Raw genomic sequence first — 23319 nt, 5'->3', positions numbered from 1 at the left:
AGGCGATCGCCACCATCAAGGGTTCCAGGATGGGCATGGTGTCCGGCGCGCGGGCCCTGTACGAATTGCCGTGGTTCCAGGTGTTCGACAAGGGCGTGATGGACGATGCGGAAGGGCGCGAGATCGACTTCCGCAACACCATCATCATCGCCACCTCCAACGTCGGTTCGGCCGCCATGATGCAGGCTTGCCTGAACAAGCCCGCGGACCAGCTGCCCACGCCGGAGGAACTGGAGGAACTGTTGCGGCCGCAGTTGATGCGGCAATTTAAGCCAGCCTTCCTGGGACGCATGAAGATCGTGCCGTTCTATCCGCTGGGCGACGAGGCGCTGGCCAGTATTATCGGCCTCAAACTGGCGCGCATCGGCCAGCGCGTGCGCGACAACCACCAGGCCGAATTCAGCTACGAACCGTCGCTGGTGGAAGCGGTGCTGGCGCGCTGCACCGAGGTCGATTCCGGTGCGCGCAGCGTGGACCATATCCTGAACGGCACGCTGCTGCCCGAGATCGCGGAAGCCGTGCTGGCGCGCATGGCTGATGGCGCGGCCATCGCCAGGATCAAGGTCGGCGCGGGCCGCAACGGCCAGTTCAAATACACCATCAAATAGACCGGAGGCTCGCCATGTTCAGCATCGCGCAACTGCTTCTACCCATCAGCCCAGCGCAGACCTGCGGCGAAGACCTGTCCTTCAGCAGCGAACTCGATGATATCGCCAAGGCCCGCACCTACGACGACCCCACGCTGGACCAGGGCGAATGGGTGGTGGCGTTGAAGGAGGCCGACTGGGGCTTTGTCGGCCACCGCTGCGCGCGGCTGATCGAATCGAAGAGCAAGGATTTGCGGCTGGCCGTCTGGCTGGCCGAGGCGCACGCCAAGACGCGCGGCCTGCGCGGCCTGGGTGATGGCTTCGCCGTGCTGGCCGGCCTGTGCGAACACTACTGGGACGGCCTGTTTCCGCTGGCCGACGATGGACAGTTCGAACAGCGCGTGGGTAACTTGGGCTGGCTGCTGGGGCGCACCCCGCGACTGCTGCGGGAAATGGCGGTGACGGAGGAAATGGGCTACACCTGGGCCGACTTCGACGCGGCGCGCCAGCGTGGCGCAGGCGGCGGTGGTGGAGACGGCGGCGGCCAGGGCTGGGGCGGCGCGCCCGACACCGGCCTGGCGCTGGCCGACCTGGACGCGCAGCGGCGCCGCAACAGCGTCGACTACAACGAGGCATTGCTGGCGGACGCGCAATACTGCCTGGCCATGCTGGGCGACCTGGAACGGGCCGTGGATGCGCGCCTGGGCGCGGACGGCCCGGCCTTCACCGCCGCCCGCGAGGCGCTGCAAGACTTGATCCACTTCGTCGCACCGCTGGGCGGTGGCGCCGCCTCGGGCGCGGTCGCTGGTGAGGGGGACGGCGCGCGCCGCGAAGGCATCGACGCGCCTACGGCTAATGGTGCCTTGCTGGCGGGCGACGCGCTGCGCAGCCGCGCCCAGGCCCTGGCCCAGTTGCGGCTGGTGGCCGACTTCTTCCGGCGCACGGAACCGCACAGCCCCGTGGCCTATCTGGCCGAAAAGGCGGCCAGTTGGGGCGAACAGCCGCTGCACCTGTGGCTGCGCGCCGTGGTCAAGGACCCGGCCACGCTGGCCAGCCTGGAAGACATGCTGGGCGCCGCGCCGTCCGGCGCTGCCGGCGGCTAACGACGGCGCCGCGTGGCGGCCACGCTCACGCCGGCCAGGCCGAGCAGCAGCATGGCGTAGGCCGACGGTTCAGGCACGGCCGGGGCGTAGGTGGCGTAGCTGGTGCTGATGTGGCTCTGGTCGGGATCGGTCAGGTCGTACTGTGCCGTCTTGCCGTAGCTAGTGGCCGAGGTGTCGAGGAACATGAAATACGATTCCGAGCCCGGCGTCAGATACGGATCGCCATGTGCATTGCCGAACGCGTAATTGACGTAGCCCACGTAGGGCGTACCGAACAGGTAGGCCGCATCCGGCGCCACCGAACCGAGGCCGTCGCTGCGCCCGTTCGGCTCGTCCAGTATAAGCAGAGGTTTTTGTGATTTCTATTGCATGTTTTATATTTTGAGAACTATTTTTGGCATCGTTGTATTTCTACTATTTATATCAGTCAATTCTTATTGGGTGGCGCATAGAGTTATTGCCGCATCGTTAGCGTACCGATCATGCTTCGGTACAATGTCGCCCTATGACTTCCCTCCAGCATCCTGTCGCCGCCGGCGGCCACCGCCGCGCCATGTGCGCCACCTGCCTGCGCGCGCAAGCGGCCTGCATCTGCCGCTGGGTGACGGCACTCGACAACGCGGTCTATGTCCTGATCCTGCAACATCCGATGGAAGTGGCGAACGCCAAAGGCAGCGCGCGGCTGTTGCATCTGAGCCTGGCGCACAGCCGGATGGAAGTGGGGGAGGCATTCGCGCCGGAGACGCTGGCCCAGTGGCTGGGCGCCGATGGCCGTCGGCCCGTGCTGCTGTATCCCGAGACGGTGGAAGCGGGTGGTCCGCCGATGGCGCCGGCCGCGCCGTTCGATCCCGCCTGGTGCGCGCAACCGGAACGTTTGCGACTGGTGGTGCTGGATGGGACGTGGCGCAAGAGCCGCAAGATGCTGTACCTGAATCCGGCCCTGCAAGGCTTGCCCCGCCTGCCGTTGCGTGACACGCCGCCATCCCACTACCTGATCCGCAAGGCGCACTTGCCCGACCAGTTATCGACGCTGGAGGCGACATGCTACGCGCTACAACAGCTGGAAGGCCGGGCCGCGGCGTTCGATCCGTTGATGACCGCCTTCGATGGATTTGTCGGGCAGCAGCAAGGCTACGTGCCGGGGACGCGCGAGCAACGTTGATATGCTGGCCGGGCCGCCGGCGACGTTACGCGATCAGCTTCAGTCCCGGCGGCAGCGCATCGCCGAGCAGGCGTTTTTCGTCCGCCTGGTCCAGTTGCACCACTTCGCGCACCATGGCGCTCCAGTTGGCGGGCGCGCCAACGGCGGCCAGGCGGCGCAGGATCTCGGCCCGCAAGGCTTCGTCCACGTCGCGCGAGCGGTCGCCCGTCATGCGCGCCAGATGGGCGGCGGCATAGCCGGCCGGCTCCACCTTCTTCCAGTCCAGCGCCAGGATCGCGGCCAGCCACTGCGCCACGGTCTCCGTGGCCACCGTGTCATGCGCGCTGCCGTGGAAGGGCTGCCGCGCGCCCACCCGGCTCAAACCCCACAGATAGCGCGCCTGCGCCGCTTCCGCCTTGGCTGTCGCGTCGGCCTTGGCGCTGCTGGAACGCGCGGCCGCGCCGCCCTTGGCCGCCGCCGTGCGTTGCAGCGCCGTGGTGGCCTGCTCCAGCTGCATCAGCATCCAGGCGCCGATTTCCGCTTTGTAGTTGCCGGGGATGCGCTCCAGCGAGGCACCCAGGCGCAGCATGTCGTCGTCGCTGCCATCCACCAGCGTGTGCGGGCGGCGGCCCCGTTCCTGCGCGTCCGCCTGCACGTTGAAGGCGAAATCGTCCAGGATGCGTAACTGGGCGATTGCATCGAGCCCGCCGGACACGCGCCGCCACAGGGTCCACCACTCGGCGCACACCTGGCTGTCCTTGTGATGCTGGACGCCCGTTTCGAACAGCGCCCATAGCTGCTCGATGCGCCATTCGTCGAGCGTGTAGCCAAAGCCGGGCCGCAGGCAGTAGCCGCACAGGTTGAGCCACACGCGTTCATGGTCGGCCGAACGGCGCCGGCCCTTGGCGCGGGCCAGCAGCGCGTCGAACAACTGCCGCAGCAGGGGCGTGGCCCACCGTTCGCGGCTGCCCAGCGCCTGTTCGAGCTGGGCGCGCAACTGGCGCACTTCCTTCAATTCGACCTGCTGCGCGCGGGCGCCGAAAATGCGGTCGATTTTCTCGATGGCCGCGCTCAGGCCGGGATGCGCGGTGGCCGGTTGCGCGTCCGGTGCTTCGGCGGCTTCCGCATTCGGCGCGCTTGCTTCGCGCAGCTGGAACTCCACCAGCCAGCGTGCTGGCGGCTGGCTTTGCGGTTGGTCGTCGGCCATGGCCACGCAGTGCACTTCCAGCGTGCCCACTTCACTGAGCGAGGTGGCCAGTTGCACGGGGATTTCCTTGCGTGTCGCGCCGCCGCTGTCGCGCAGCACGGTGGCCATGGCTGGCAGCCGCACGTATTCGCCCTGCGCCCCTTGGTTCAGGTCCACCATTTCGCCCGCCAGCGGCGCGGCGCCCGATTGCGCGGTGGAGGAGGCCAGGTGGAAGCGGACCGGCCGTCCCAGACGCAGCGCGAAGCTGCGATCGGACAGCAGCACTTCACTCCCTTCGGCGGTGCCGCGCGGCAGGATGCAGATGGCGCGGCATGGTTTGTCCGCGCGCTGTTCCTCATCCAGTACCAGGAAGTAGCTGCGCGGCGAACCACCTGTGATGGCGGGCGCCGCGCCACGCCGGGCCAGCGCGTAGGCCACCCCGCCACGGGCCACGGCCACGTCGGGATTGTCGTTGTGGAGCACACGCAGCGCTTCGCCGCGCCATTGCGCCAGCGTGGCCTGCAAACGGCGCGCGAGGGCGTCGGCGCGGAACACGCCGCCGTTGAGCAGCAAGGTGTCGGGGATGGGGAGGGCCGCGTCCTCGGCCAATCCGAGCGCGGCGCGGGCGGCGCCCGCGTGCTGTTGCAGGAAGCTGGCCAGGTGGCGCGTGATGGCCGGGTCGCTGGCGTAGGGCAGGCCGAATTCGACGATGGCCGCCCGGCCGCGCCGCGCGCCTTCGTCCACCGCGCCCATGGGGAAGAAACCGTCCACCACCAGCCGTTCCACTTCCTCGCGCGTGAATTCCACGGAGCGGGTGCCGCCGATCAGGCGCGAACCGGCGCCCAGCAGCGTGACGGTGACGCGTTCGGGCGCGTCGGCCGCCAGCAGTTGTTCCTTGGCGGCGCGGCAGCGTTCCGTCAGTTGCGCCATCCGGCCGGCGGACAGGCGCGTCGGGTTATCGGTTCCGCCGGCGGCCATGCGGCTTTCAGCCAGGTGAGCCAGCGCCAGGTCCATATTGTCGCCGCCCAGGATCAGGTGGTTGCCCACGCCGATGCGGCTCAGTTGCGGCACGCCGCCGGACAGGTCGACCTTGATCAAACTGAAGTCGGTGGTGCCGCCGCCCACGTCGCACACCAGCACCAGCCGGGTGTTGGCCAATTCCTCGTGGAGCGTGGCGCGGTGGCGGAACAGCCAGTCGTAGAAAGCCGCTTGCGGTTCCTCCAGCAGCCGCAGGGCGGGCAGGCCAGCCATGCGGGCCGCTTCCAGCGTCAGCGCGCGCGCGCCTTCGTCGAACGAGGCGGGAATGGTCAGCACCAGTTGTTGCTGTTCCAGCGGCTGCTGCGGGAAGCGCGTATTCCACGCGGCCCGCAAGTGGGCCAGATAGCTGGCGCTGGCCGCCACCGGCGACACGCGCGGCACGCCTTGCTCGGCGCCCCACGGCAGGATGGGCGCCATGCGGTCCACGCCGGGATGGGACAGCCAGCTCTTGGCGCTGGCCACCAGCCGGCCCGGCACCTGCGCGCCCAGCACGCGGGCCAGCCGGCCCGTGACCACTTGCGCCAGTCCGGCCACGTCATCCTGCCGCCACGGCAGTTGCAGTTCGCCTTCGGCCAGTTCGCCCTCGGCCGGGTGATAGCGCAGCGACGGCAGCAATGCGCCCGGCGCCACTTCGCCCGGCGCCACCAGCTGTTCGATGTCGAACAGCTGGATCTGCGCCGTTTCCGGCGCGGCGCCCAGTGTCGAGTAAGCCAGCACCGTGTTGGTGGTGCCCAGGTCGATGCTGACGAGGTAGTGCGCCATTGTCAGACAGCGGCTCCCGCGCGCACGTCGAACTCCACCTTCCAGCGCTGGCCATCATTGGCCACGGCCAGCAGTTCCAGCGTGCCCGATTCGGTGGCCAGCGCGTGCAGCTTGACCTGCACCACGTCGCCCGCCTGACGGCCTTCCGGCGACAGCGTGGCCGCGATCTCGTTCAGTTCCTGCAGTTCGTCCGGCTGCCAGTTGTCGAGCAGGTCGCCGATCTGGTCCTGGCGCCGCACGGAGGAACCGAAGAAGCGGAACTGCACCGGCTCGCCCACCACCAGGCCGAATTCCTGCGCCGGCAATTCGATCTCCGCGCCTTCTTCCATGCCGAACGGCGCCACGCACAGGGCCTGGATCGGCGGTTCCATGCCGGGGATGGCCGGCATGGCCGATTCGATGGCCACGTAGTAGGAACGGGCCGTGCCACCGCGAATGCGCACGCCGCTGCCGCGCCGCACGTAGCTGTAGTAAGCCGCGCCACGCGCCACGGCCAGATCGAGGTCGGCGCCGCCCAGCATACGGGCTGGTTCCGCGCCTTCCAGATATAGCCAGTCGTTGAGGGTGGCCATCACGCGCTGGGCCAGCAGTTCGGATTTGAACACGCCGCCGTTGAACAGCACGGCCGTTGGGTGCAGGAAGGTGGCGTCCGCGTTCTGGCGGCCGGCATAGCCTTCCAGCTCCGCCGTCGCGCCCAGTTGGCGCGCCAGGAAGGCGGCCAGGTGGCGCGTGATGCCGGCGTCCTGCGCGTACGGCAGGCCAAGCTGGGTCAGGCCGGCGCGGGTGCGCACGGCCGGCCGGGCCGACGCTTCCACGGTGGGGAAGAAGCCGTCCAGGATGAAGGTGCTCACTTCTTCGCGCGTCAGTTCGGTGCGGATCGAACCGCCGATCAGTTTGGAACCCCGGCTCGGCACGACGATGGGCCAGGTGGCTGCGTTGGCATCGGCCAGCAAGGCTTCCTTGGCGGCGCGGCAGCCGTAGGTCAGTGCGCGCATCTGCCAGGCGTCCAGCGTGGTGCCGTTGGCGGCGACCTTGCGCGCCACCAAGTGGGCCAACGCCAGGTCCATATTGTCGCCACCCAGCAGGATATGGTCGCCCACGGCCACGCGGTGCGGTTCCAGCACGCCATCGCGTTCCAGCACGGCGATCAGCGAGAAGTCGCTGGTGCCGCCGCCCACGTCCACCACCAGGATCACGTCGCCTGGCTTGACTTCCTTGCGCCAGCGGCCGGCGCTGCCCTGGATCCAGCTGTACAGGGCGGCCTGTGGTTCTTCCAGCAGTGTGAGGGCGTCATAGCCGGCCGCGCGGGCCGCGTCGGCCGTCAGTTCGCGCGCGCCCGGGTCGAACGAGGCGGGGATGGTGACGGTGACGGCTTGCTGCGCGAACGGCGCGTCCGGATGGGCCGCGTCCCACGCCGCGCGCAGGTGCGACAGGTAGCGCGTGGAAGCGTCCAGCGGCGACACGCGCGCCACTTCTTCCGGCGCGTCGTTGGGCAGGATGGGGCCACGGCGGTCCACGCTGGGGTGGCACAGCCAGCTCTTGGCGCTCGATACCAGCCGGATCGGCGTGGTGGCGCCACGACTGCGGGCCATCTCGCCCACCGCGCAAGTCTGCTCGGCGGCGCTTTGCGCCCATGGCAGGCTCAGATCGCCCGGTGCCAGTTCATCCGCGTGCGGCAGGTACAGGAACGATGGCAGCAGCGGCAGTTCCTCCACCGTGCCGGGTGCCGTCAACTGCGGCACGGCCAGCACGCCGTGGCTGGTCTTCTCGCCATCGCTGGCGGCCAGGTCGACGTAGGACAGGGCGCTGTGGGTGGTGCCAAGGTCGATGCCGATGGCGTAGCGTGGTTCGCTCATAATTCCACCTCCGCCGGGGCCAGCACGCTGGCGTCGTGCGCTTCGGCCAGTTTCGGCAGCAGCACATTGGTGGCGCGCCAGCCGCGGTGGCTCAGCGTACCGCGGAACGGCGCCTTGCCGACCACGTTGCCGGTCAGGCGCACGGCGCCCGCGTCGAAGCCTTCCTCCAGCACCACGCGGCTGCCTTCGGCTTCCGTGCGCACCGGTTCGATGTGGAAGTGTTCGCGCAGCACCTTGCCGCAGCCTTCATGTACCACGCGGGCGGCGGCGCCGATGTCGGCGTCGGCGTAGGCGCTCAGGTTTTCCTGGGTGAAGTCGATCAGGCGCGCTTCCCGTTGCAGCAGGCTCAGCAACTGCAGGGCAGCGTCGGGCGTGGCCACGCGCAGCGGCGTGGGCGCAGGTGCGGGCGCCGTTACCGGGGCCGGCGGATAAGTGGCGGCGTCATTCATGCGTTGCAGGCGGCTGGCGTAGGCGGCATCCGACAGCGTATTGACGAAGGCGCTGAAGGCCAGCGGCAGCCGGTTCCAGAACGACAATGCTTTGACAGGTGTAGGTTGTGTCATGGGGTACTCGCGTAAGGTAACTCAGGGCGCCGCCATGCTCCGGGCGGCATCCTGATCAGTTATTGGGTGGGGCAGGGGCGCTACAGGCCCGCCGGCGCGGCATTCCGCGCGCGCGGCGTGGGGATGACATCTCCCCAAGTTTGTTCGCATGATACCAGCTTGCGGGCCGTAACTGCAGAGACAGGGATCAAATCCGGCTTGCTATTGCGGCCGCATGTGCCTAAAATACTGTTTAAATATACAGTATTTTCAGGTGCACCATGTCCGACGGGGAAGAACAGTTTCAGCAAGTTATGTTGCCGCCCCGGCCGCTGCGGGCGACCAAGGGACGCGGGGCCGTCAGCAACATGCAAGGCCGCTTTGAACGCGACGCGCGCGAGGCGTTCGACGATGGCTGGGAGCACGAGGAAGGGGGACAGGAAGCGCGCGGCTGGAAAACGCAGGTGACGCACGAGCAGGCCCGCAGCATCCTGAGCCGCAATGCCTCGCCTGATCTGCCTTTCAGCGTGTCGCTCAATCCCTACCGGGGCTGCGAGCACGGCTGCATCTATTGCTACGCGCGGCCCACCCACAGTTACCAGGGCTTGTCGCCGGGGCTGGATTTCGAGAGCAAGATTTTCGCCAAGGTCAATGCGCCCGAAGTGCTGCGGCGGGAGCTGGCCAAGGCGTCCTACGTGCCGGAATCGATCGCGCTGGGCGTCAACACGGACGCCTACCAGCCTTGCGAGCGCGAGCTGCGCATCACGCGCCGCGTGCTGGAAGTGTTGCAGGAGTGTGAGCACCCCGTCGGCCTGATCACCAAGTCGGCCCTGATCGAGCGCGACATCGATATTCTTGCCGCAATGGCGGCCAAGCAGCAGGCGGCCGTGGCCATCACCGTCACCACGCTGGACCCGGCCATCGCGCGTACGCTGGAGCCGCGCGCGGCCGCGCCCGCGCGCCGGCTGCGCACCATCCGCACGCTGGCAGAGGCGGGCATACCGGTGGGGGTGAGCATCTCGCCCATCATCCCCTTCATCACGGAACCGGAGATCGAACGCTTGCTGGAGGCCGTGCACGAGGCGGGCGCCAGCTCGGCCCACTACGTCGTGCTGCGCCTGCCGTGGGAAGTCAACCCGCTGTTCCAGCAGTGGTTGCAGGCCCACTTTCCGGAGCGGGCCCAGCGCGTGATGAACCGGGTGCGGGAAATGCGCGGCGGCAAAGACTACGACAGCGATTTCGCCACCCGCATGAAGGGCGAGGGCGTGTGGGCGGAAATGATACGGCAGCGCTTCCGGATCGCGGCCGCGCGGCTGGGGCTGGCCGGCCACGGGGGACGTTTTCATCAACTGGATGCCAGCCAGTTCCGCCGGCCGCTGGTGATTCCCCCGCTGGGCGCGCGCGCCAACGGGAACGGTGAGGGGCAGCTGGATTTATTTGGCTGATGGCGCTGGGCGCGTACGGAGGGTAATGGCTGGGGCCGTCGGCAGGGCAGGCGTCAGCGTCGACGTTGGTGTTGGCTTTGGCGTTGGCTTCGGTTTAGGTTTTGGTGCTGTTCAGCTCGTCGGGCTGCCGTTCAGTTCGGCCAGGTGGCGTTCGATGGCGAACACATGCTGGTCATGCTGGCCCAGTTCGCGCAGGGCGGCGGCCAGGTGGTTCAGATAGTCGCTGTTGGGGCCGCTGGGGCCGGACGAGCGGGCGATGTGGCGTGCGATTTCCTGTTCGGAGGCGGCGCCGAGGAAGGCCGTGTTGTCTTCCGTGGCGATGTAGACCAGGCCTTCCTCGCTGCGGCCATCGTCGAATTGGATGGGGATGGCCAGGCGCAGGTAGCCGTTCTTCTCGCGGTGGTCGAGGTGGCCGAACACGTCGGGGGTGATCAGGTAGGCCATGCCGTGGCAGATGGCGCCGGCTTCGCGGATCAGCGTCACCACGCGGCCCGGTGCTTCCGGCGTGCCGCGGTGGTCGTGTGAACCTTGCCAGAAGCGGCGCGTCCAGTTCGCGATACTGGCTGGGCGGCGCTCAAGGTAGGGGAAGTCGGCCTTGTAGATCAGCGAGCCGTAGCCGAACAGCCAGACGCTGTGGCAGCCGTCGAACTTGTCCATCTTCTCGTTGACGGCGATGGTATTGGCAGTCATGTTGCGTAATAGTTCAGGTGACAAACCGGCGACATCGGGCCGGCACCTGTGCATTATAGGACGGACACGCATGCTTGCGTCCTGCAATATGGGAGCCAAAAGGCGCCAGTGACCAGCGACCAGCGACCAGCGGCCAGCCCGCAGCCAGGCTCAGGGCACCAGCGTGGGCGTGGGTAAGGTATCGGGCATCATCAGCTTGCCGTCGTCATCCGTCGCGATGCGCAGGAATTCCGGCTGGGCGATGCCGATGTGGCGGAACACGCGGGCCAGATGTTGCTCGTGCTCGATCATCATGTCCTGCTGGACGGGCGGTGCGGCCGGGCTGCAGCAGGAGGTGATCAGCAGCAGGCGCTTGCCGCTGATGGCCGCGTTAAGCTTATCGGCGCCCAGCGCTTGGGCCAGGTGCAGGATCCGGTCCAGCCACGCCTTGAGCACGGACGGGATGGAGAAGTTGTACAGGGGAGCGGCCAGCACGACCAGGTCGGCGTCCAGGAATTCGCGCAGCAGCGATTGGCTGAGTGCGGCTTCGGCCCTTACTTCGGCGTTGAGTGGGATGGTGTCGTCCCATTGCTGGCGTAGCACTTGCAGTAGCGGGCCGCTGATGTGCGACAGCGGGGCGGCAGCCAGGTCGCGATACACGATGCGCGCCTGCTCCGCCGGGCACAGCCTGGCGACCACGGCCGCCGTGGACTGGCGTGAGCCGTTGCTGTCACCGAGGGCGCAGGTATCGATTTGGAGGATGTTCATTCGTTATATTTTTCAACTGGCGTAAAGCATCACATAGTATATCCCTGCGGCAATAATGTTACAAATAGATAAAATGTATATACTTTGTCGCAATTGGGCCAGCGATTGCAGGCCGCGACGGATGGGGCGGTTCACGCGATGGCGGCAGCCGGACCGCTTCAATCCAGCGTCACGTTCCATGCGTGGGCGGCCACGAACTGGTGCAGGAAGGCGGCGAAACTGTCGGCCGCCGGCGACAGCGCGCGTGCGTTCTTGGTGTAGACGAAGAAGCGCCGCGTCAGCTCCGGCTCGTACAGCTGGCGCATCTGCAGTCCGTACAGTTTGACCATCGGTGCCGCGTAGGGCAGGCAGACCGTGATGCCCAGCCGCGCGCTGACCATGGCCAGCGCCGTCGTCATGAACGTGACCTCGTTGTAGGGACTGAGCGAAATGTCGCGGAACGAGGCGTGCATGTCGCGCAGCAGCCGTTCCGTGAACTGGCCTTGCAGCGAAATGAAAGGGTAGTCGCCCACGTCGGCCCAGGTCACGCGTTCGCGCTGTTCGAGCGGGTGGCCGGGCGGGTAGACCAGCACGAACGGCATTTCCAGCAACTGCACGGCGTCGATCTCGGCCGTGGGGTCGCGCTCGGGGCCGACGCCGAAATCGACTTCGCCGCTGAATACGCGGGCCGACACCTGCTCCAGCGGGCAGTCCACCAGCCGCACCTGGATCTCGGGGTGGGCAACCCGGTACGCCGCGATCACTTCCGGCAGCATGGTGCACGACATCATCTGTGGCGCCGCCACCCGCACCATGCCCTTGTTGAGCGCCTTGCGGCTGGCGATGTCGGCCATGGCGCCGTCCAGGTCCTGCAGCATCTTGTCGAACAGCGGGTACAGCTCGCGTCCCAGTTCGGACAGCTGGGCGCGGCGGGTGGTCCGCTCGACCACGGTCACGCCCAGCACCTGTTCCAGCTCCTTGATCTGGCCGCTCAGGGCGGATTGGGTTACATGCAGGTATTCCGCGGCCAGCGTGAAGCTGCCGGTCTTGGCCACGGCCACCAGGGCGCGCATCTGTCGCAGGCTAGGATTCATAAGAAAATCTGATAAATAGTCAGGAAAATACCGTTTGTATGATATCTGAAACTGGATTCTAATGGTCTGCATGAGGACTTAACCGGAGACACAAATGAAGATCAAGCAAATCCACCACGTCGCCTACCGCTGTATCGACGCCAAGCAGACCGTCGAGTGGTACGTCAAACACCTGAACATGGACTTCGTGCTGGCCATCGCCGAGAACGAAGTGCCGTCGACTAAGGCGCCGGATCCGTACATGCATGTGTTCCTGGACGCCGGCCATGGCAACGTGCTGGCCTTCTTCGAGCTGCCGACCCAGGCGCCGATGGACCGCGACCGCAACACCCCGGCCTGGGTGCAGCACCTGGCGCTGGAAGTGGCCAGCATGGACGAACTGCTGGCCGCCAAGGAGCGCCTGGTGGCCGCTGGCATCGACGTGCTGGGCCCCATCAACCACACCATCTTCAAGTCGATCTACTTCTTTGACCCCAACGGCCACCGGCTGGAACTGGCGGCCAACACGGGCACGCCTGAAATGTACAAGCAGCTCGACGACGTCAAGTGGGAGATGCTGGAGGAATGGTCGAAGACGCGCAAGGCGCCACGCCACGCGGCCTGGATGCACGCGCCGCAGGCGGAGGGCCAGCAATAATGAAACTCGCCACCCTGAAAAACGGCAGCCGTGATGGCGCCCTGGTGATCGTCAGCCGCGACCTGTCGCGTTGCGTGGCCGTGCCCCAGATCGCCGCCACCCTGCAGCACGCGCTCGACAACTGGGACGCCACCGCGCCCCGCCTGGAACAGACCTACGCCGCCCTCAACGCCGGCGCCCTGGCGGACGCGCAACCGTTCGACCAGTTGCGCTGCCACTCGCCGCTGCCACGCGCCTATCAGTGGGCCGATGGTTCGGCCTACATCAACCACGTGGAACTGGTGCGCAAGGCCCGCAACGCGGAAGTGCCAGCCTCGTTCTACACCGACCCGCTGATGTACCAGGGCGGTTCGGACAGCTTCATCGGCCCGCACGATCCGATCTACGCGCTCAGCGAGGAGTGGGGCATTGACCTGGAGGCCGAAGTGGCCGTCATCACGGGCGATGTGCCCATGGGCGCCAGCGCGGACGACGCCGCCAAGGCAATCCGGCTGGTCATGCTCGTCAACGACGTCTCGCTGCGCAACCTGATCCCGAACGAACTGGCCAAGGGCTTCGGCTTCTTCCAGTCCAAGGCGGCCAGCGCGTTTTCGCCGGTCGCCGTCACGCCCGATGAACTGGGCGCGCACTGGGCCGACACCAAGCTGCACCTGCCGCTGCTGGTGGAACTGAACCACCGTCCGTTCGGCCGTCCCAACGCGGGCGAGGACATGACCTTCAACTTCGCCCAGCTGGTGGCGCACGCCGCCGCCACGCGCGAGCTGGCGGCCGGCACCATCATCGGCTCGGGCACCGTGTCCAACAAGCAGGGCAACCTGCATGGGTCGAGCATCGAGAACGGCGGCGTCGGTTACTGCTGCCTGGCCGAAGTGCGCATGTACGAAACCATCGAGAGCGGCAAGCCGCAGACGGGCTTCCTGAAGTTCGGCGACAGCGTGCGCATCGAAATGCGCGACGCGCAAGGCGCCAGCATCTTCGGCGCCATCGAGCAAACGGTGACCCACTACCGCGAACGCGGTTGATACACGACCGCGAACGCGGTTGATGACGGCGCCGGGGGCGCAACCCGGCGCGAGAAAATATAAAAGACAAGGAGACAGCATGGAAAGTCAGATCGATATTCCGGCCCTCATCGACCGCAACCAGGTCGGCGGGTTCCAGCTACGCGTATTGCTCTTGTGCGGCTTATGCATCCTGATGGACGGCTTCGACGTGCAGGCCATGGGCTATGTGGCGCCGGCCATCATCCAGGAGTGGCATGTCAGCAAAGCGGCCCTGGGGCCGGTGTTCGGTGCCGGCCTGCTGGGCATGCTGGTCGGCTCGCTCGCGTTCAGCGTGCTGGCCGATAAGATTGGCCGCCGCCCGGTGCTGATCGGCGCCACGCTGTTCTTTTCGGTGTGCATGCTGGTCACGCCGTGGGCGACCACGCTGGAGCAGTTGCAGGTGCTGCGCTTCATCACGGGCCTGGGCCTGGGCGCCATCATGCCCAATGTGATGGCGCTGGCCGGCGAATACAGCCCGGCGCGCAAGCGCGTGACGCTGATGATGCTGGTGTCGTGCGGCTTTACCGTGGGCGCCGTGGTCGGCGGCCTGGTGTCGGCCGCGCTGATTCCGGCGTTCGGCTGGCGCGCCGTGTTCTACATCGGCGGCCTGGCGCCGCTGGTTATCGCCCTGCTGATGCTGCCGCTGCTGCCCGAGTCCATGCAATTCCTGGTGCTGCGCGGACGGCGCACGGACAAGGTGGCGCAGTGGCTGCGCGCCATTGATCCGACCGTGGTGGCCGGCGCCGGCAGCCGCTATCTGGTGCAGGAAGCGCCGCAAAAGGGCGGTTCCGTGCTGGCGCTGTTCCGCGAGGGCCGGGCCTGGACCACCACACTGCTTTGGCTGGTCAACTTCCTCAACCTGCTGAACCTGTACTTCCTGTCCAACTGGCTGCCTACCATCATCAAGGGTGCCGGACTGTCGACCAGCATGGCGGTATTGGCGGGCACCGTGCTGCCCATCGGCGGCACCATCGGCACCCTGGTCATGGGCCAGTTGATCGACCGCTCCAGCTTCCGCCGTGTGCTGATTCCCTGCTTCCTGGTGGCGGCCGTGGCGATCGTGCTGATCGGCCGTCCGGAAGCGTCGCTGCTGTTCCTGTTCGCCAGTATCCTGGTGGCGGGCTTCTGCATCGTCGGCGGGCAACCGGCCGTCAACGCGCTGGCCGGCAGCTACTACCCGACCACCTTGCGTTCGACAGGCATAGGCTGGAGCCTGGGCGTGGGCCGCATCGGCTCCATCATCGGCCCCGTGCTCGGTGGCGAGTTGATCCGCATGAATTGGCCCAACAGCACCATCTTCGCCGTGGCGGCCGTGCCGGCCCTGCTGTCGGCCATCATGCTGTGGCTGATGGAACGCCCTGCGGTGGTAGAGGGCGCCGCGCCAGAAGGTATGCCTGCCGCCAGCCACTAGGCGCCAGATTTTATTGAAAGATGCGAGCAATGAAGCTTTACACCTACTTCCGCAGTTCCGCCGCTTACCGCGTGCGTATTGCGTTGAACTTGAAAGGGCTGGCTTACGAGGCCATCCCCGTTCATTTACTGCGTCATGGCGGCGAGCAGCTGGCGCCGGCATACCGCGACGTCAACCCCAGCGCCCTGATCCCGGCGCTGGACGATGACGGCGCCATCGTGCACCAGTCGCTGGCCATCATGGAATACCTGGACGAGCTGCATCCGGCCGTTCCGCTGCTGCCCACCGGCGCGCTGGCCCGCGCCCGCGTGCGCGCGCTGGCCATGACGGTAGCGTGCGACACCCACCCGCTCACCAACCTGCGTGTGCTCAAGTACCTGAAAGGGGCACTGGGTTTGTCGGAAGAAGTGAAGACGCAGTGGTACAAGCACTGGCTGGGCGAAGGCATGGCCATGCTGGAAGCGCATCTGGCGAACGAGCCGCAAACGGGCCGCTTCTGCCATGGCGACACGCCCACCATGGCCGATTGCTGCCTGGTGCCGCAGGTGTTCAACGCCCAGCGCTTCGAGCTGGACCTGGCACCGTACCCCACCATCATGCGCATCCACGCCAACTGCGTGGCGCTGCCCGCGTTCGCGGCCGCCCACCCATCGCAGCAGCCGGACGCCGAGTGACGGCGGCGCCGGCCGGCGCGGCGGGCGGCGTCAGAACCTGGTGCTGAGCGTCAGGCTGGCGTTGCGCGGCGCGCCCGGCTGGATCTGCACGTTGTTGATGGCCGACTCGTAGTAGCGCGCATTGCCCACGTTGTTAAGCTTCAGGCGCAGGTCATAACGGGGCTGGTGGTAGGCCAGCATGGCATCCATGCGCGCGTAGCCGGGCAGGCGCACCGTGTTGTCCGACAGCGCGAACTGGCTGCTGTTCATCAATACCCCCAGGCCTGCGCTCCAGGTGGCGTCGAACGCCTGATCCAGCCACAGGCTGGCGCGGTGGCGCGGCGTCATTTCGGCCCGGTTGCCGCGCGCGACATCGTTCGACGCGACGATGCGGGCATCGTTGTAGGTATAGCCCGCATTCATGCGCGCGCCTTGCCACAGCGCCCCTTGCAGTTCCAGTTCCACACCCTGGTTGCGCTGCTTGCCAATCTGGAGCTGGCGCAGCCCGGCCGGGTCGTTCGGGTCCATGGTGAGCTGGTTGCGCTGTTCGATGCGGAACAGCGCCACGGTGGCGAACAGCCGGCGCGCCAGCCAGTCGCGCTTGTAGCCCACTTCCTGCAAATCCGTCTGCAAGGGACGGACCTGCGACAGCGGCGTGTTGCCGGTGTAGAGCAGCTCGCCGCCGCCCGGCTGGAACGAGCGGCTCAGGTTCGCGTACCACGACTGATGGCCGTCGGGCTGGTACACCAATCCCACCCTGGGCGAGGCCACGTTGTCGGTGCGTTCGCTGCGTTCGTTGTTCTTCAGGCGGTTGGTTTGCTGTTGCTGGAAGCGGTCGAAGCGCGCGCCCAGCAAGGCCTTCCAGCCAGTCGCCACGTCGATCTGGTCCTGCACATACAGCGCTTGCGTGCGCGCGACGAACGCGCTGTCGAGCGAAACGGGGAAGGTGGACACTTGCGGCGCCGGCAGCTTGGGCTGGGGGGCGTACAGGTCGATCGGATAGGCGATCCCCGTCTGCGCCGTGCGCACGTCGCGCCGCTGTTCGGACAGTTCCAGGCCTGCCAACACCGTGTGGCCATCGCCCGTGTAGGTCAATTCCGTCTGGTTGATCAGGTTGCGCTGCCATTGCGGGAAGTAGGTGATCTGGCGCGACAGCGTGCCGTCCGCGTTGACGCGGCGGTTGCGGGTGTTGACTCCCTCCAGGCCAGTGCGGGTGTATTGCAGCGTGTTGTCCAGCGTGAGGCGTTCGTTGATGCGGTGTTCCAGCCTGGCCCTGGCCAGGTCGTTGTCGGTGCGGGTGTAGTCGTAAGCCTCGCCGTAGTAGGTGGAAGGCGCCACGGCCAGCGGCCGGCCCTGCAGCGACGGCACGCCCCGGTCCGGGGTGTGGTCCTCGCGTTGCACTTCGGCCTGCAGCAACAGCGACGTTTCCGGCGCCAGCGCGAACTGGATGGACGGCGCCAGCAGCTTGCGGGTGTGGTGCACCACGTCGCGGTAGCTGTTGCCTTTATCGTAGACGGCGATCACGCGGCCGTTGGCGCTGGCGCTGAGCGCGCCGCCCGCGTCCACGCTCACGCGCCGTTCGCGGTCGGCGCCGATGGTGGCTGTCACCTCCGTGTCCTGGCCGGCGCGCGGCTTCTTGCTGACGCGGTTGATCAAGCCACCCGCCGAGCCGCGTCCATACAGGGCGGCGGCCGCGCCCTTGATCACTTCGATCTGGTCCACCGTGGCCAAGTCGCGGAAGTACAGGTTGTCGTCACGCAGGCCGTCGAGCAGGGTGTCGCGCAGCGAATAAAAGCCACGGATATAGAACTCGTCGCGCCGGCCTTCGCCTTGGCCGGCCACCACGCTGCTCACGTATTCGAGCGCGTCCTTGCTGGTGAGGGCGGCGCGGTTGCGCAGGCTGTCGCGGTTGACGACGGTGACCGCCTGCGGCGTGTCGAGCATGCTGCTGTAGGTCTTGGTGGCGCCGCCGCTGGAGGCCTCGCCGCCGCTGCCGCTGATGGTCACCCGCGCCACGTCGGGCAGGTCGTCGGCGCGCGCTGCGCCATGCAGGAGGAACAGGCCGGCCAGCAACAGCGGCAGGGTTTTGGGCTTGGGGGAGGTCGGGTACGTTGGGTACATAAGTTCTTGACGTGAAGGTGGATCAAAAAAGGGTGGAAGAAAAAAATGGATCGGACCAAATAAGGTGGATCAAATAGGGTGAATCACATCGATGCGGCCGACGCCCCGTTGACGACGGCCAGCGGGTGATACAGCGGCAGGTAGCTGGCCTGGCGGTCGGCCTGGCGCAGGAAGCGGGTCAGCAGATTGCCCTTGGCCGGCAGCGGTTCGCCCGCCAGCAAGCCGTGGATACGGCGGCTGGCGTTGGGATGCGGGTAGCGCGCCAGATAGTCCTGCAAGATGTGGCGCAGCACGCCCCACAAGCCCAGACCGAGCTGGTTGTCGCCGTTGGCGATGGTGGCGATCACTTCGCACAGGTTGTTGACGAACAGGCAGTAGCCGATACGGGTCCAGGCCCGCTCGTCGTCGCAGCACAGTTCGGACAGCGTGGCCGGGTCCAGCGCCAGCGCGCGGGCCAGCGGCTGCGCTTGCGGGGCCAGCCGGGTCAATTCCAGGTCGCGCAGGATGAAGTGGCTGGGCGCGCCATCCGCATCCAGCCCGGTGAGGGTGTTCTGCATGTGCGGTTCGAAGGCGATGCCGTGCTCGAACAGCAGGTAGAGAATGGGATGGACGGCTGTCTCCGCGTAACGGGCGAACCACAGCCGCGCGGCCCGCTCCCGCGTGTAGCCGTGGTGCTGGGCGTAGCGTTCGATCAGCGCGAACACGCGCGCACGGCCGTGCGCGCCGTTGCCGAACAAGGCGGCGCAGACCACGGGCCGGACGCCTTGCGCCATCAGGTCCGCCATGCCTTCGCGCGCCAGCACGCCGAAGCCGTCGGCCAGCTCCTCGTCGGCGCCGGCGTCGGCGGTACCGGGGAAGTTCACCGTGACGAAGGCGCGTTCCTCCAGTACGTGAAAGCCGGGGAAGCGCTGGCGCATGTCGTCGCGCAGGCCACGGTACAGGCGGGTGCCCGTCAACGCGCTGCGCAGCTCATGGCGCGCGTTGTTGCGGATGCAGTTGGTGATGCGCATGTTGAGCGACAGTTTGAGGAAGTGGCGCGCGTCCTCGGCCAGCAGGGTGCGGATCGAGGCGGTGGGATGGAACGGCAGGCCGCGCGACCCCAGGTCGCGCACCTGGCCGCCGCGCAGGGCGCTGGCGATGCGCGGCTGGCGCTGCATCCAGCCCGCCTGCCACGGGTGCAGCGGTACGATGGCGCTGCCCGGTTCCGCCATCAGGCCATGGCCGCACAGCCGCGCCAGCAAGGTGGCCGCCGGCTCGCCGTCGACGTTGTCGCTGACCAGCCAGGATTGCGGAATCTGGAAGTAATGCAGCGCCATGCTGGCCTTGTGCTCGGGCGAGTAATGGCGTTGCTCGGCGGGCGACCAGTCGGCCCGGCTTTTTGGGGCAGGGTGGAAGGGGTGGCCGGTGAGCAGGCTTTGTTCGCTGTCGATATAGCCTTGCAGCGCGCTCCAGGCGGCCGGCTGGCTGGGTACGGCGCTGGCTGGCTGGCGGTCCAGCACATCCTGCATGGTGGCGATGCTGTCGCCGATCTGTTGCAGCAGTTCGTCGTTGAAGGCGGTGCCCGCGCGGCGCGACAGGTCCTCGATCAGCAGGCGGGACAGGTCGCGCCAATCCGCCTCGCGCCAGTGGTCGCCGTCCGCGCGCAGGAAGACCGGCGAGGTGTAGTCGAAATTGGCGGTGGCCGATACGTGCAGCACCCCGACCCGCAAGCGGCTGGTTACCCGTGGCAGGGCGATGTCGAGCACTTGGCCGTGGTGGTTGGCCAGTTGCGGCACCGGGTCGGCCAACTGGTACACGGGCAGCACGGCCAGCGTGTGCTCCTGCATCGCCACTTCGCGGGCGTAGCAGTTGATCAGCAACCGGCAGTGTTGGCGTTCCGCGAAGCGTGGTTCGCCGCCGGCAGCGGCGGCGGCTTTGGGAGGCTGCAAATAGGTGTGCGACAGGGGAGAGTTCATGACAGTTTCCATTTCAGTGAGATGAACAGCGAGGCAAGCAGGGCGCAGCCCAGCCACATGGGGGCGGCGTAGCCCAGCGGGGCGACCAGCGCGCTGGCCAGCAGGCCGGCGGCCACGCCGCCCCATTTGCTGGCGCCTTCGAGCTGGCCGAAGTGGCGTCCGGCCCGCTCATTGCGGACCGTGGCGGCGGCCAGTGCGTTGATGGCCAGGCAGGCGCCCGTCATGCCAGCGCCCATCAACAGGCGACCCGCCACCATCCACGCCAGTCCACTGGCCAGCAGTTGCAGCAGCAGGCCGGCGCAGGTGAGGGCGGTGTAGCCGGCCAGGGCGGCGGCCGCGTTGGTGAAGTGCAGCCGGCGGCCCAGTGGCCAGGCCAGTAGCAGGAACACGGCGTGCGGTAGCCCGAACAGCATGCCGGCGGTGGCGGCGCCCAGGTGCAGGCGGTCGGCCAGGTCGGTGACGAAATAGGGGGAGCTCAGTGCGGTGCCGATCGTGAACACGGCCTGCAACCAGTACAGCGCGGCGGCGTTGATGCCACAAGTGGCGTGCGGCGCCGCATCTCTGCCCGCGATGTCAACGGTAGCGGGCGCCCCACAGTGCGTCGGCGCGGTCGCGCGATGTTCCTGCACGGCGCTCGCACATCGCTCCTGGCTGGCGCTTGCACGCCGTTCCTGTGCGGCGCCCTTGCCCCATGCCGGGACGGCACCCACACGCGGCGCCGCATGCGCCGCCTGCTCCGGCAGCCACCACAGGACGGCGCAGGCGACGGCGGGGAGCAGCGCCAGGTAGAGGAACAGGTGCAGCAGGTCGGTATGCCCTTCGAGCAGGCCGACCAGCGCCGGTCCGGCGAACAGGGCGGCCCGCGCCGATCCTTGCATCACGCCCAGTACGGCGGCCAGGCGCGAGGCCGGTAGCTGGTCGGCCAGATAGGCGTTGGAGGCGGAGAAGGTGCCGCCCAATAGTCCCTGCAGCGTCAGGCCGAACGCGAATTCCAGCGGTGTGCGGGCCAGGCCGGTCACGATGAAGGCCAGGCACAAGCCGGCATGGGCGCGCATCAGCGCGGCGCGCCGGCCGATGCGGTCGGCCAGCCAGCCCCACATGGGACTGGTGAGGGCGGCCGCCAGCGTGGGCAGCGTGAAGTACCAGCCGGCCAGCACCAGCGACGGCGCCTGCAGCGCGAAATTCGCCTGCAGGATATGGGCGTAGAACGGCGGCATGCACAGGGCGGCGAAGGCGGCGCCGAAATGGCCGCCCACGGTGGCCAGGACGGGGCGGGTGAGCAGGGGCGCCGGCCGCAAGGCCAGCGTGGTCATGGCGCCGCTCCCGCCAGCGCGTCGAACAGCGGATTGCGCACGGTGCGCAGGCGCTGCGTGCTGCCACCGAGCAGGCGGCGCGCCGCCAGGCATTCGATGCGCAGCGTGGGGCCAAGCAGGTCGAACTGGCGCTGGCGTTCGGCCATGGACGGGAACTGCTCCTGGTAGTCCAGTACGGCGCAGGCGGCCGCGTGCCAGAAGCGCTTTTCCGGATAGCCGTGCTGACGTTCCAGCAGCCACGCCAGTTCACCCAGGTTGATGAAGAACATGACTTCCAGCAGATAGTCGCGCGCTTCCGTTTCGGAGCCGAACAGGAACCCGGCGCTGGCGTTGAGCGCGTCGCGGTAGGCGGGGGCCGCGCGCAGTCCGGCCTGTTGCGCCGAGTCGGCGGCGGCGCCGGGCAGGTAATGCAGGCCGCCCGGCAGGTCGCGGATGGCGATCCGGCATGGCAGGCCGTCGCCCAGGATCAGCAGCGTGTTCTGCGCATGGCATTCGAGCAGCACGCCGTACGCCATCATCAGGTGCAGCATGGGTGGGACCATGGCGGCCAGCAGGGACTGGACCCAGTGTTCGGTTCCGTGCCGCGCCATCCACGGTGCGATGGTCAGGCCACCTTCGGATGACAGCGTGGTCAAGGCCGTCATCGGGAACAGTTGTTCGCCCGGCGCCAGCAGCGATTCCGGCGCCGTGCGCCAGATCGCGCCCAGCATGCCGTAGGCGCCGGGCAGTTGGCGGTCGCGCGCCACCGTGATGCCGGCCGGTTCGGCCAGCAAGGCTAGGCGGGGGCCGTCCGCGAGAAACGGATCGTCGCGGCAGATGCCGTCCAGCCAGCGCGAGATGCGCGGCGCGTTGTGCACATGGTGGTCGGACAGGATGCGGTCGGCCGAGCTGTTGGCGATGGCCAGCGGCAGCTTGATATTGCAGCGCTGTCCGTCATCGAGGCTGCTGAGCGAGCGTATCGATTGCTGCGCCAGCCAATGGCCCTGTCCCTGACCCAGGTGGAGCAGGGTGCCATCGGCCAGCCAGCCCGCGTAGTGCTGGCGCACGCCATGTTCCCATTGCCACGGGTGGACCGGCAGCAGCCGGTAGTCCGCCGGTGCATGGCCCTGCTGCGCGACACGTTCTTGCAGCCATTGGTATTCGGACTGGCCCAGCTGGCCGGCGATGAACTGCTCGTAGCCGATGCCGGGCAGGGTGTGCGCTTCGCTGGCGCGGCGGGCGATGGCCAGCCACACCAGCGCGAATGGGCGCGCGAATTCCGGGCCGTAGCGCAGATGGTCGTCCACCGAGAAGCCCATGCGCGAGCGGAAGCACGGGTGGTACAGGTGGCCGTCGCCCAGTTGCGCTTCCTGCCAAGGGTAGGGCGATTCCAGCGTGGCCTGGGGCGGGGCCGTCATCGACCATGCGTGCTTGAGCGCCGTGTGCTGCAACTCGGCCACGAATCGGCCCAGCGCCGCCGGCGGCGGCCGCAGGTGGCGCAGCAGGTCGTTGGCGACAGTGGCGATGTCCGGTTCCACCAATCCCTGATCCGACGCAAGCACCGGGCCGCACAGCCGCAGGCGCTCGAACCCGCCATGGCCGGCGATGGCGATGGCGTAGCCGCGCGGCCGGCCATCCTCGCGCTGGCCCTCCAGCCGCAGCAGGGCGGTTTGGCCGTGCCGTGTTTGGATGGCGCCGGTCAGGCAGCCTTCATTCCAGAAAGCTTCGATGAACTGGCGCAGGGTGCGTTCCCGCGCTGGCGGGTAGTAGGGCAAGAAAGTGAGTGGATGGGACATGGGACAGCTCTTTCCTCAAAAGAAAGCTTATTTGAATGGCATGCCGCTACCTTATCGCTCGCAAATGCGAATGTCAATGCGAATGAGAATGATTCGCATTTAATTTATGTTAAAGGGGGGTGTCCCTATGTCGTTCGTCAAGCAGTTGTGACGGAGGCAGGACAATAAAGTGTGCCGTCTCGCATCATGGCGTAGATGACATCGCAGCGCCGCCTGGCGAGAGCAATTAGCGCTTGGTTGT

At 67.4% G+C, this 23319-nt stretch carries 18 protein-coding genes and 1 pseudogene; 8 read left to right on the top strand and 11 right to left on the bottom strand.

What is annotated here, in order from left to right; translation table 11 throughout:
* Nucleotides 1-71: 71 nt before the first annotated feature.
* Nucleotides 72-608 (top strand): annotated as a pseudogene (locus H3H39_RS27980) (AAA family ATPase); the annotation flags it as partial.
* A 14-nt stretch (nucleotides 609-622) separates the two neighbouring features.
* The gene (tssA, locus tag H3H39_RS18080; protein WP_182155117.1) at nucleotides 623-1690 is read left to right on the top strand and encodes a type VI secretion system protein TssA; all 1068 of its coding nucleotides are present in this window, start codon (nucleotides 623-625) and stop codon (nucleotides 1688-1690) included.
* Here the strand turns inward: tssA and H3H39_RS28385 are convergent.
* The gene (locus H3H39_RS28385; RefSeq protein ID WP_311196940.1) at nucleotides 1687-1989 is read right to left on the bottom strand and encodes a PEP-CTERM sorting domain-containing protein; all 303 of its coding nucleotides are present in this window, start codon (nucleotides 1987-1989) and stop codon (nucleotides 1687-1689) included. The two genes, tssA and H3H39_RS28385, sit on opposite strands and share 4 nt — an antisense overlap.
* Nucleotides 1990-2195: 206 nt before the next feature.
* Between H3H39_RS28385 and H3H39_RS18070 the strand changes: the two genes are divergently transcribed.
* On the top strand, nucleotides 2196-2852 hold the full coding sequence (locus H3H39_RS18070; RefSeq protein ID WP_182155115.1) for a tRNA-uridine aminocarboxypropyltransferase: 657 nt from the start codon (nucleotides 2196-2198) through the stop codon (nucleotides 2850-2852).
* A gap of 25 nt (nucleotides 2853-2877) precedes the next feature.
* On the opposite strand, the gene H3H39_RS18065 is transcribed toward H3H39_RS18070, so the two are convergent.
* From H3H39_RS18065 to H3H39_RS18055, 3 genes are read right to left on the bottom strand one after another with little or no spacing between them, the layout of a single operon-like run.
* Nucleotides 2878-5817 (bottom strand): Hsp70 family protein, encoded by a 2940-nt coding sequence (locus tag H3H39_RS18065; protein WP_182155113.1) that lies wholly within the window; start codon nucleotides 5815-5817, stop codon nucleotides 2878-2880.
* Between the two features lie 2 nt (nucleotides 5818-5819).
* Nucleotides 5820-7673, bottom strand: a complete 1854-nt coding sequence (locus H3H39_RS18060; protein ID WP_182155111.1) for an Hsp70 family protein — start codon at nucleotides 7671-7673, stop codon at nucleotides 5820-5822.
* On the bottom strand, nucleotides 7670-8236 hold the full coding sequence (locus H3H39_RS18055; protein ID WP_182155109.1) for a DUF2760 domain-containing protein: 567 nt from the start codon (nucleotides 8234-8236) through the stop codon (nucleotides 7670-7672). Before H3H39_RS18055 ends, H3H39_RS18060 begins: the two co-directional genes overlap by 4 nt.
* Nucleotides 8237-8496: 260 nt before the next feature.
* On the opposite strand from H3H39_RS18055, the gene H3H39_RS18050 reads away from it, so the two are divergent.
* A complete protein-coding gene (locus H3H39_RS18050; protein WP_229218122.1) occupies nucleotides 8497-9660 on the top strand; it encodes a PA0069 family radical SAM protein in 1164 nt (387 codons plus the stop codon).
* A 111-nt stretch (nucleotides 9661-9771) separates the two neighbouring features.
* Here the strand turns inward: H3H39_RS18050 and H3H39_RS18045 are convergent, their stop codons facing one another.
* The 3 genes from H3H39_RS18045 to H3H39_RS18035 all read right to left on the bottom strand — a co-directional run bounded on the left by H3H39_RS18045 (nucleotide 9772) and on the right by H3H39_RS18035 (nucleotide 12170).
* Nucleotides 9772-10350, bottom strand: coding sequence for a gamma-glutamylcyclotransferase (locus H3H39_RS18045; protein WP_182155107.1), 579 nt, complete (start codon nucleotides 10348-10350; stop codon nucleotides 9772-9774).
* 150 nt (nucleotides 10351-10500) lie between these two features.
* Nucleotides 10501-11097: an NAD(P)H-dependent oxidoreductase gene (locus H3H39_RS18040; RefSeq protein ID WP_182155105.1), complete on the bottom strand. Its 597-nt coding sequence runs from the start codon at nucleotides 11095-11097 to the stop codon at nucleotides 10501-10503.
* Between the two features lie 158 nt (nucleotides 11098-11255).
* On the bottom strand, nucleotides 11256-12170 hold the full coding sequence (locus H3H39_RS18035; protein WP_182155103.1) for a LysR family transcriptional regulator: 915 nt from the start codon (nucleotides 12168-12170) through the stop codon (nucleotides 11256-11258).
* 94 nt (nucleotides 12171-12264) lie between these two features.
* Between H3H39_RS18035 and H3H39_RS18030 the strand changes: the two genes are divergently transcribed.
* The 4 genes from H3H39_RS18030 (at nucleotide 12265) to maiA (ending at nucleotide 15935) form a co-directional block, all read left to right on the top strand.
* The gene (locus H3H39_RS18030) at nucleotides 12265-12807 is read left to right on the top strand and encodes a VOC family protein (protein ID WP_182155101.1); all 543 of its coding nucleotides are present in this window, start codon (nucleotides 12265-12267) and stop codon (nucleotides 12805-12807) included.
* Nucleotides 12807-13829: a fumarylacetoacetate hydrolase family protein gene (locus tag H3H39_RS18025; protein ID WP_182155099.1), complete on the top strand. Its 1023-nt coding sequence runs from the start codon at nucleotides 12807-12809 to the stop codon at nucleotides 13827-13829. Before H3H39_RS18030 ends, H3H39_RS18025 begins: the two co-directional genes overlap by 1 nt.
* Nucleotides 13830-13908: 79 nt before the next feature.
* Nucleotides 13909-15261, top strand: coding sequence for an MFS transporter (locus tag H3H39_RS18020; RefSeq protein WP_182155097.1), 1353 nt, complete (start codon nucleotides 13909-13911; stop codon nucleotides 15259-15261).
* A gap of 29 nt (nucleotides 15262-15290) precedes the next feature.
* Nucleotides 15291-15935, top strand: coding sequence for a maleylacetoacetate isomerase (maiA, locus tag H3H39_RS18015; protein WP_182155095.1), 645 nt, complete (start codon nucleotides 15291-15293; stop codon nucleotides 15933-15935).
* 30 nt (nucleotides 15936-15965) lie between these two features.
* On the opposite strand, the gene H3H39_RS18010 is transcribed toward maiA, so the two are convergent.
* The 4 genes from H3H39_RS18010 to H3H39_RS17995 form a co-directional block, all read right to left on the bottom strand.
* Nucleotides 15966-18035 (bottom strand): TonB-dependent receptor, encoded by a 2070-nt coding sequence (locus H3H39_RS18010; RefSeq protein ID WP_182155093.1) that lies wholly within the window; start codon nucleotides 18033-18035, stop codon nucleotides 15966-15968.
* Between the two features lie 83 nt (nucleotides 18036-18118).
* A complete protein-coding gene (locus H3H39_RS18005) occupies nucleotides 18119-19990 on the bottom strand; it encodes an IucA/IucC family protein (RefSeq protein WP_182155091.1) in 1872 nt (623 codons plus the stop codon).
* Nucleotides 19987-21303, bottom strand: coding sequence for an MFS transporter (locus H3H39_RS18000; protein WP_182155089.1), 1317 nt, complete (start codon nucleotides 21301-21303; stop codon nucleotides 19987-19989). The genes H3H39_RS18005 and H3H39_RS18000 overlap by 4 nt, the downstream gene beginning before the upstream one ends.
* On the bottom strand, nucleotides 21300-23078 hold the full coding sequence (locus H3H39_RS17995) for an IucA/IucC family protein (RefSeq protein WP_182155087.1): 1779 nt from the start codon (nucleotides 23076-23078) through the stop codon (nucleotides 21300-21302). The genes H3H39_RS18000 and H3H39_RS17995 overlap by 4 nt, the downstream gene beginning before the upstream one ends.
* Nucleotides 23079-23319: the final 241 nt, after the last annotated feature.

Source organism: Rugamonas apoptosis (genome assembly GCF_014042355.1).
Classification (GTDB): domain Bacteria; phylum Pseudomonadota; class Gammaproteobacteria; order Burkholderiales; family Burkholderiaceae_D; genus Rugamonas; species Rugamonas apoptosis.
Note: the sequence above shows the minus strand (reverse complement) of the source record. Positions and strands in the feature narration are given on the sequence as shown.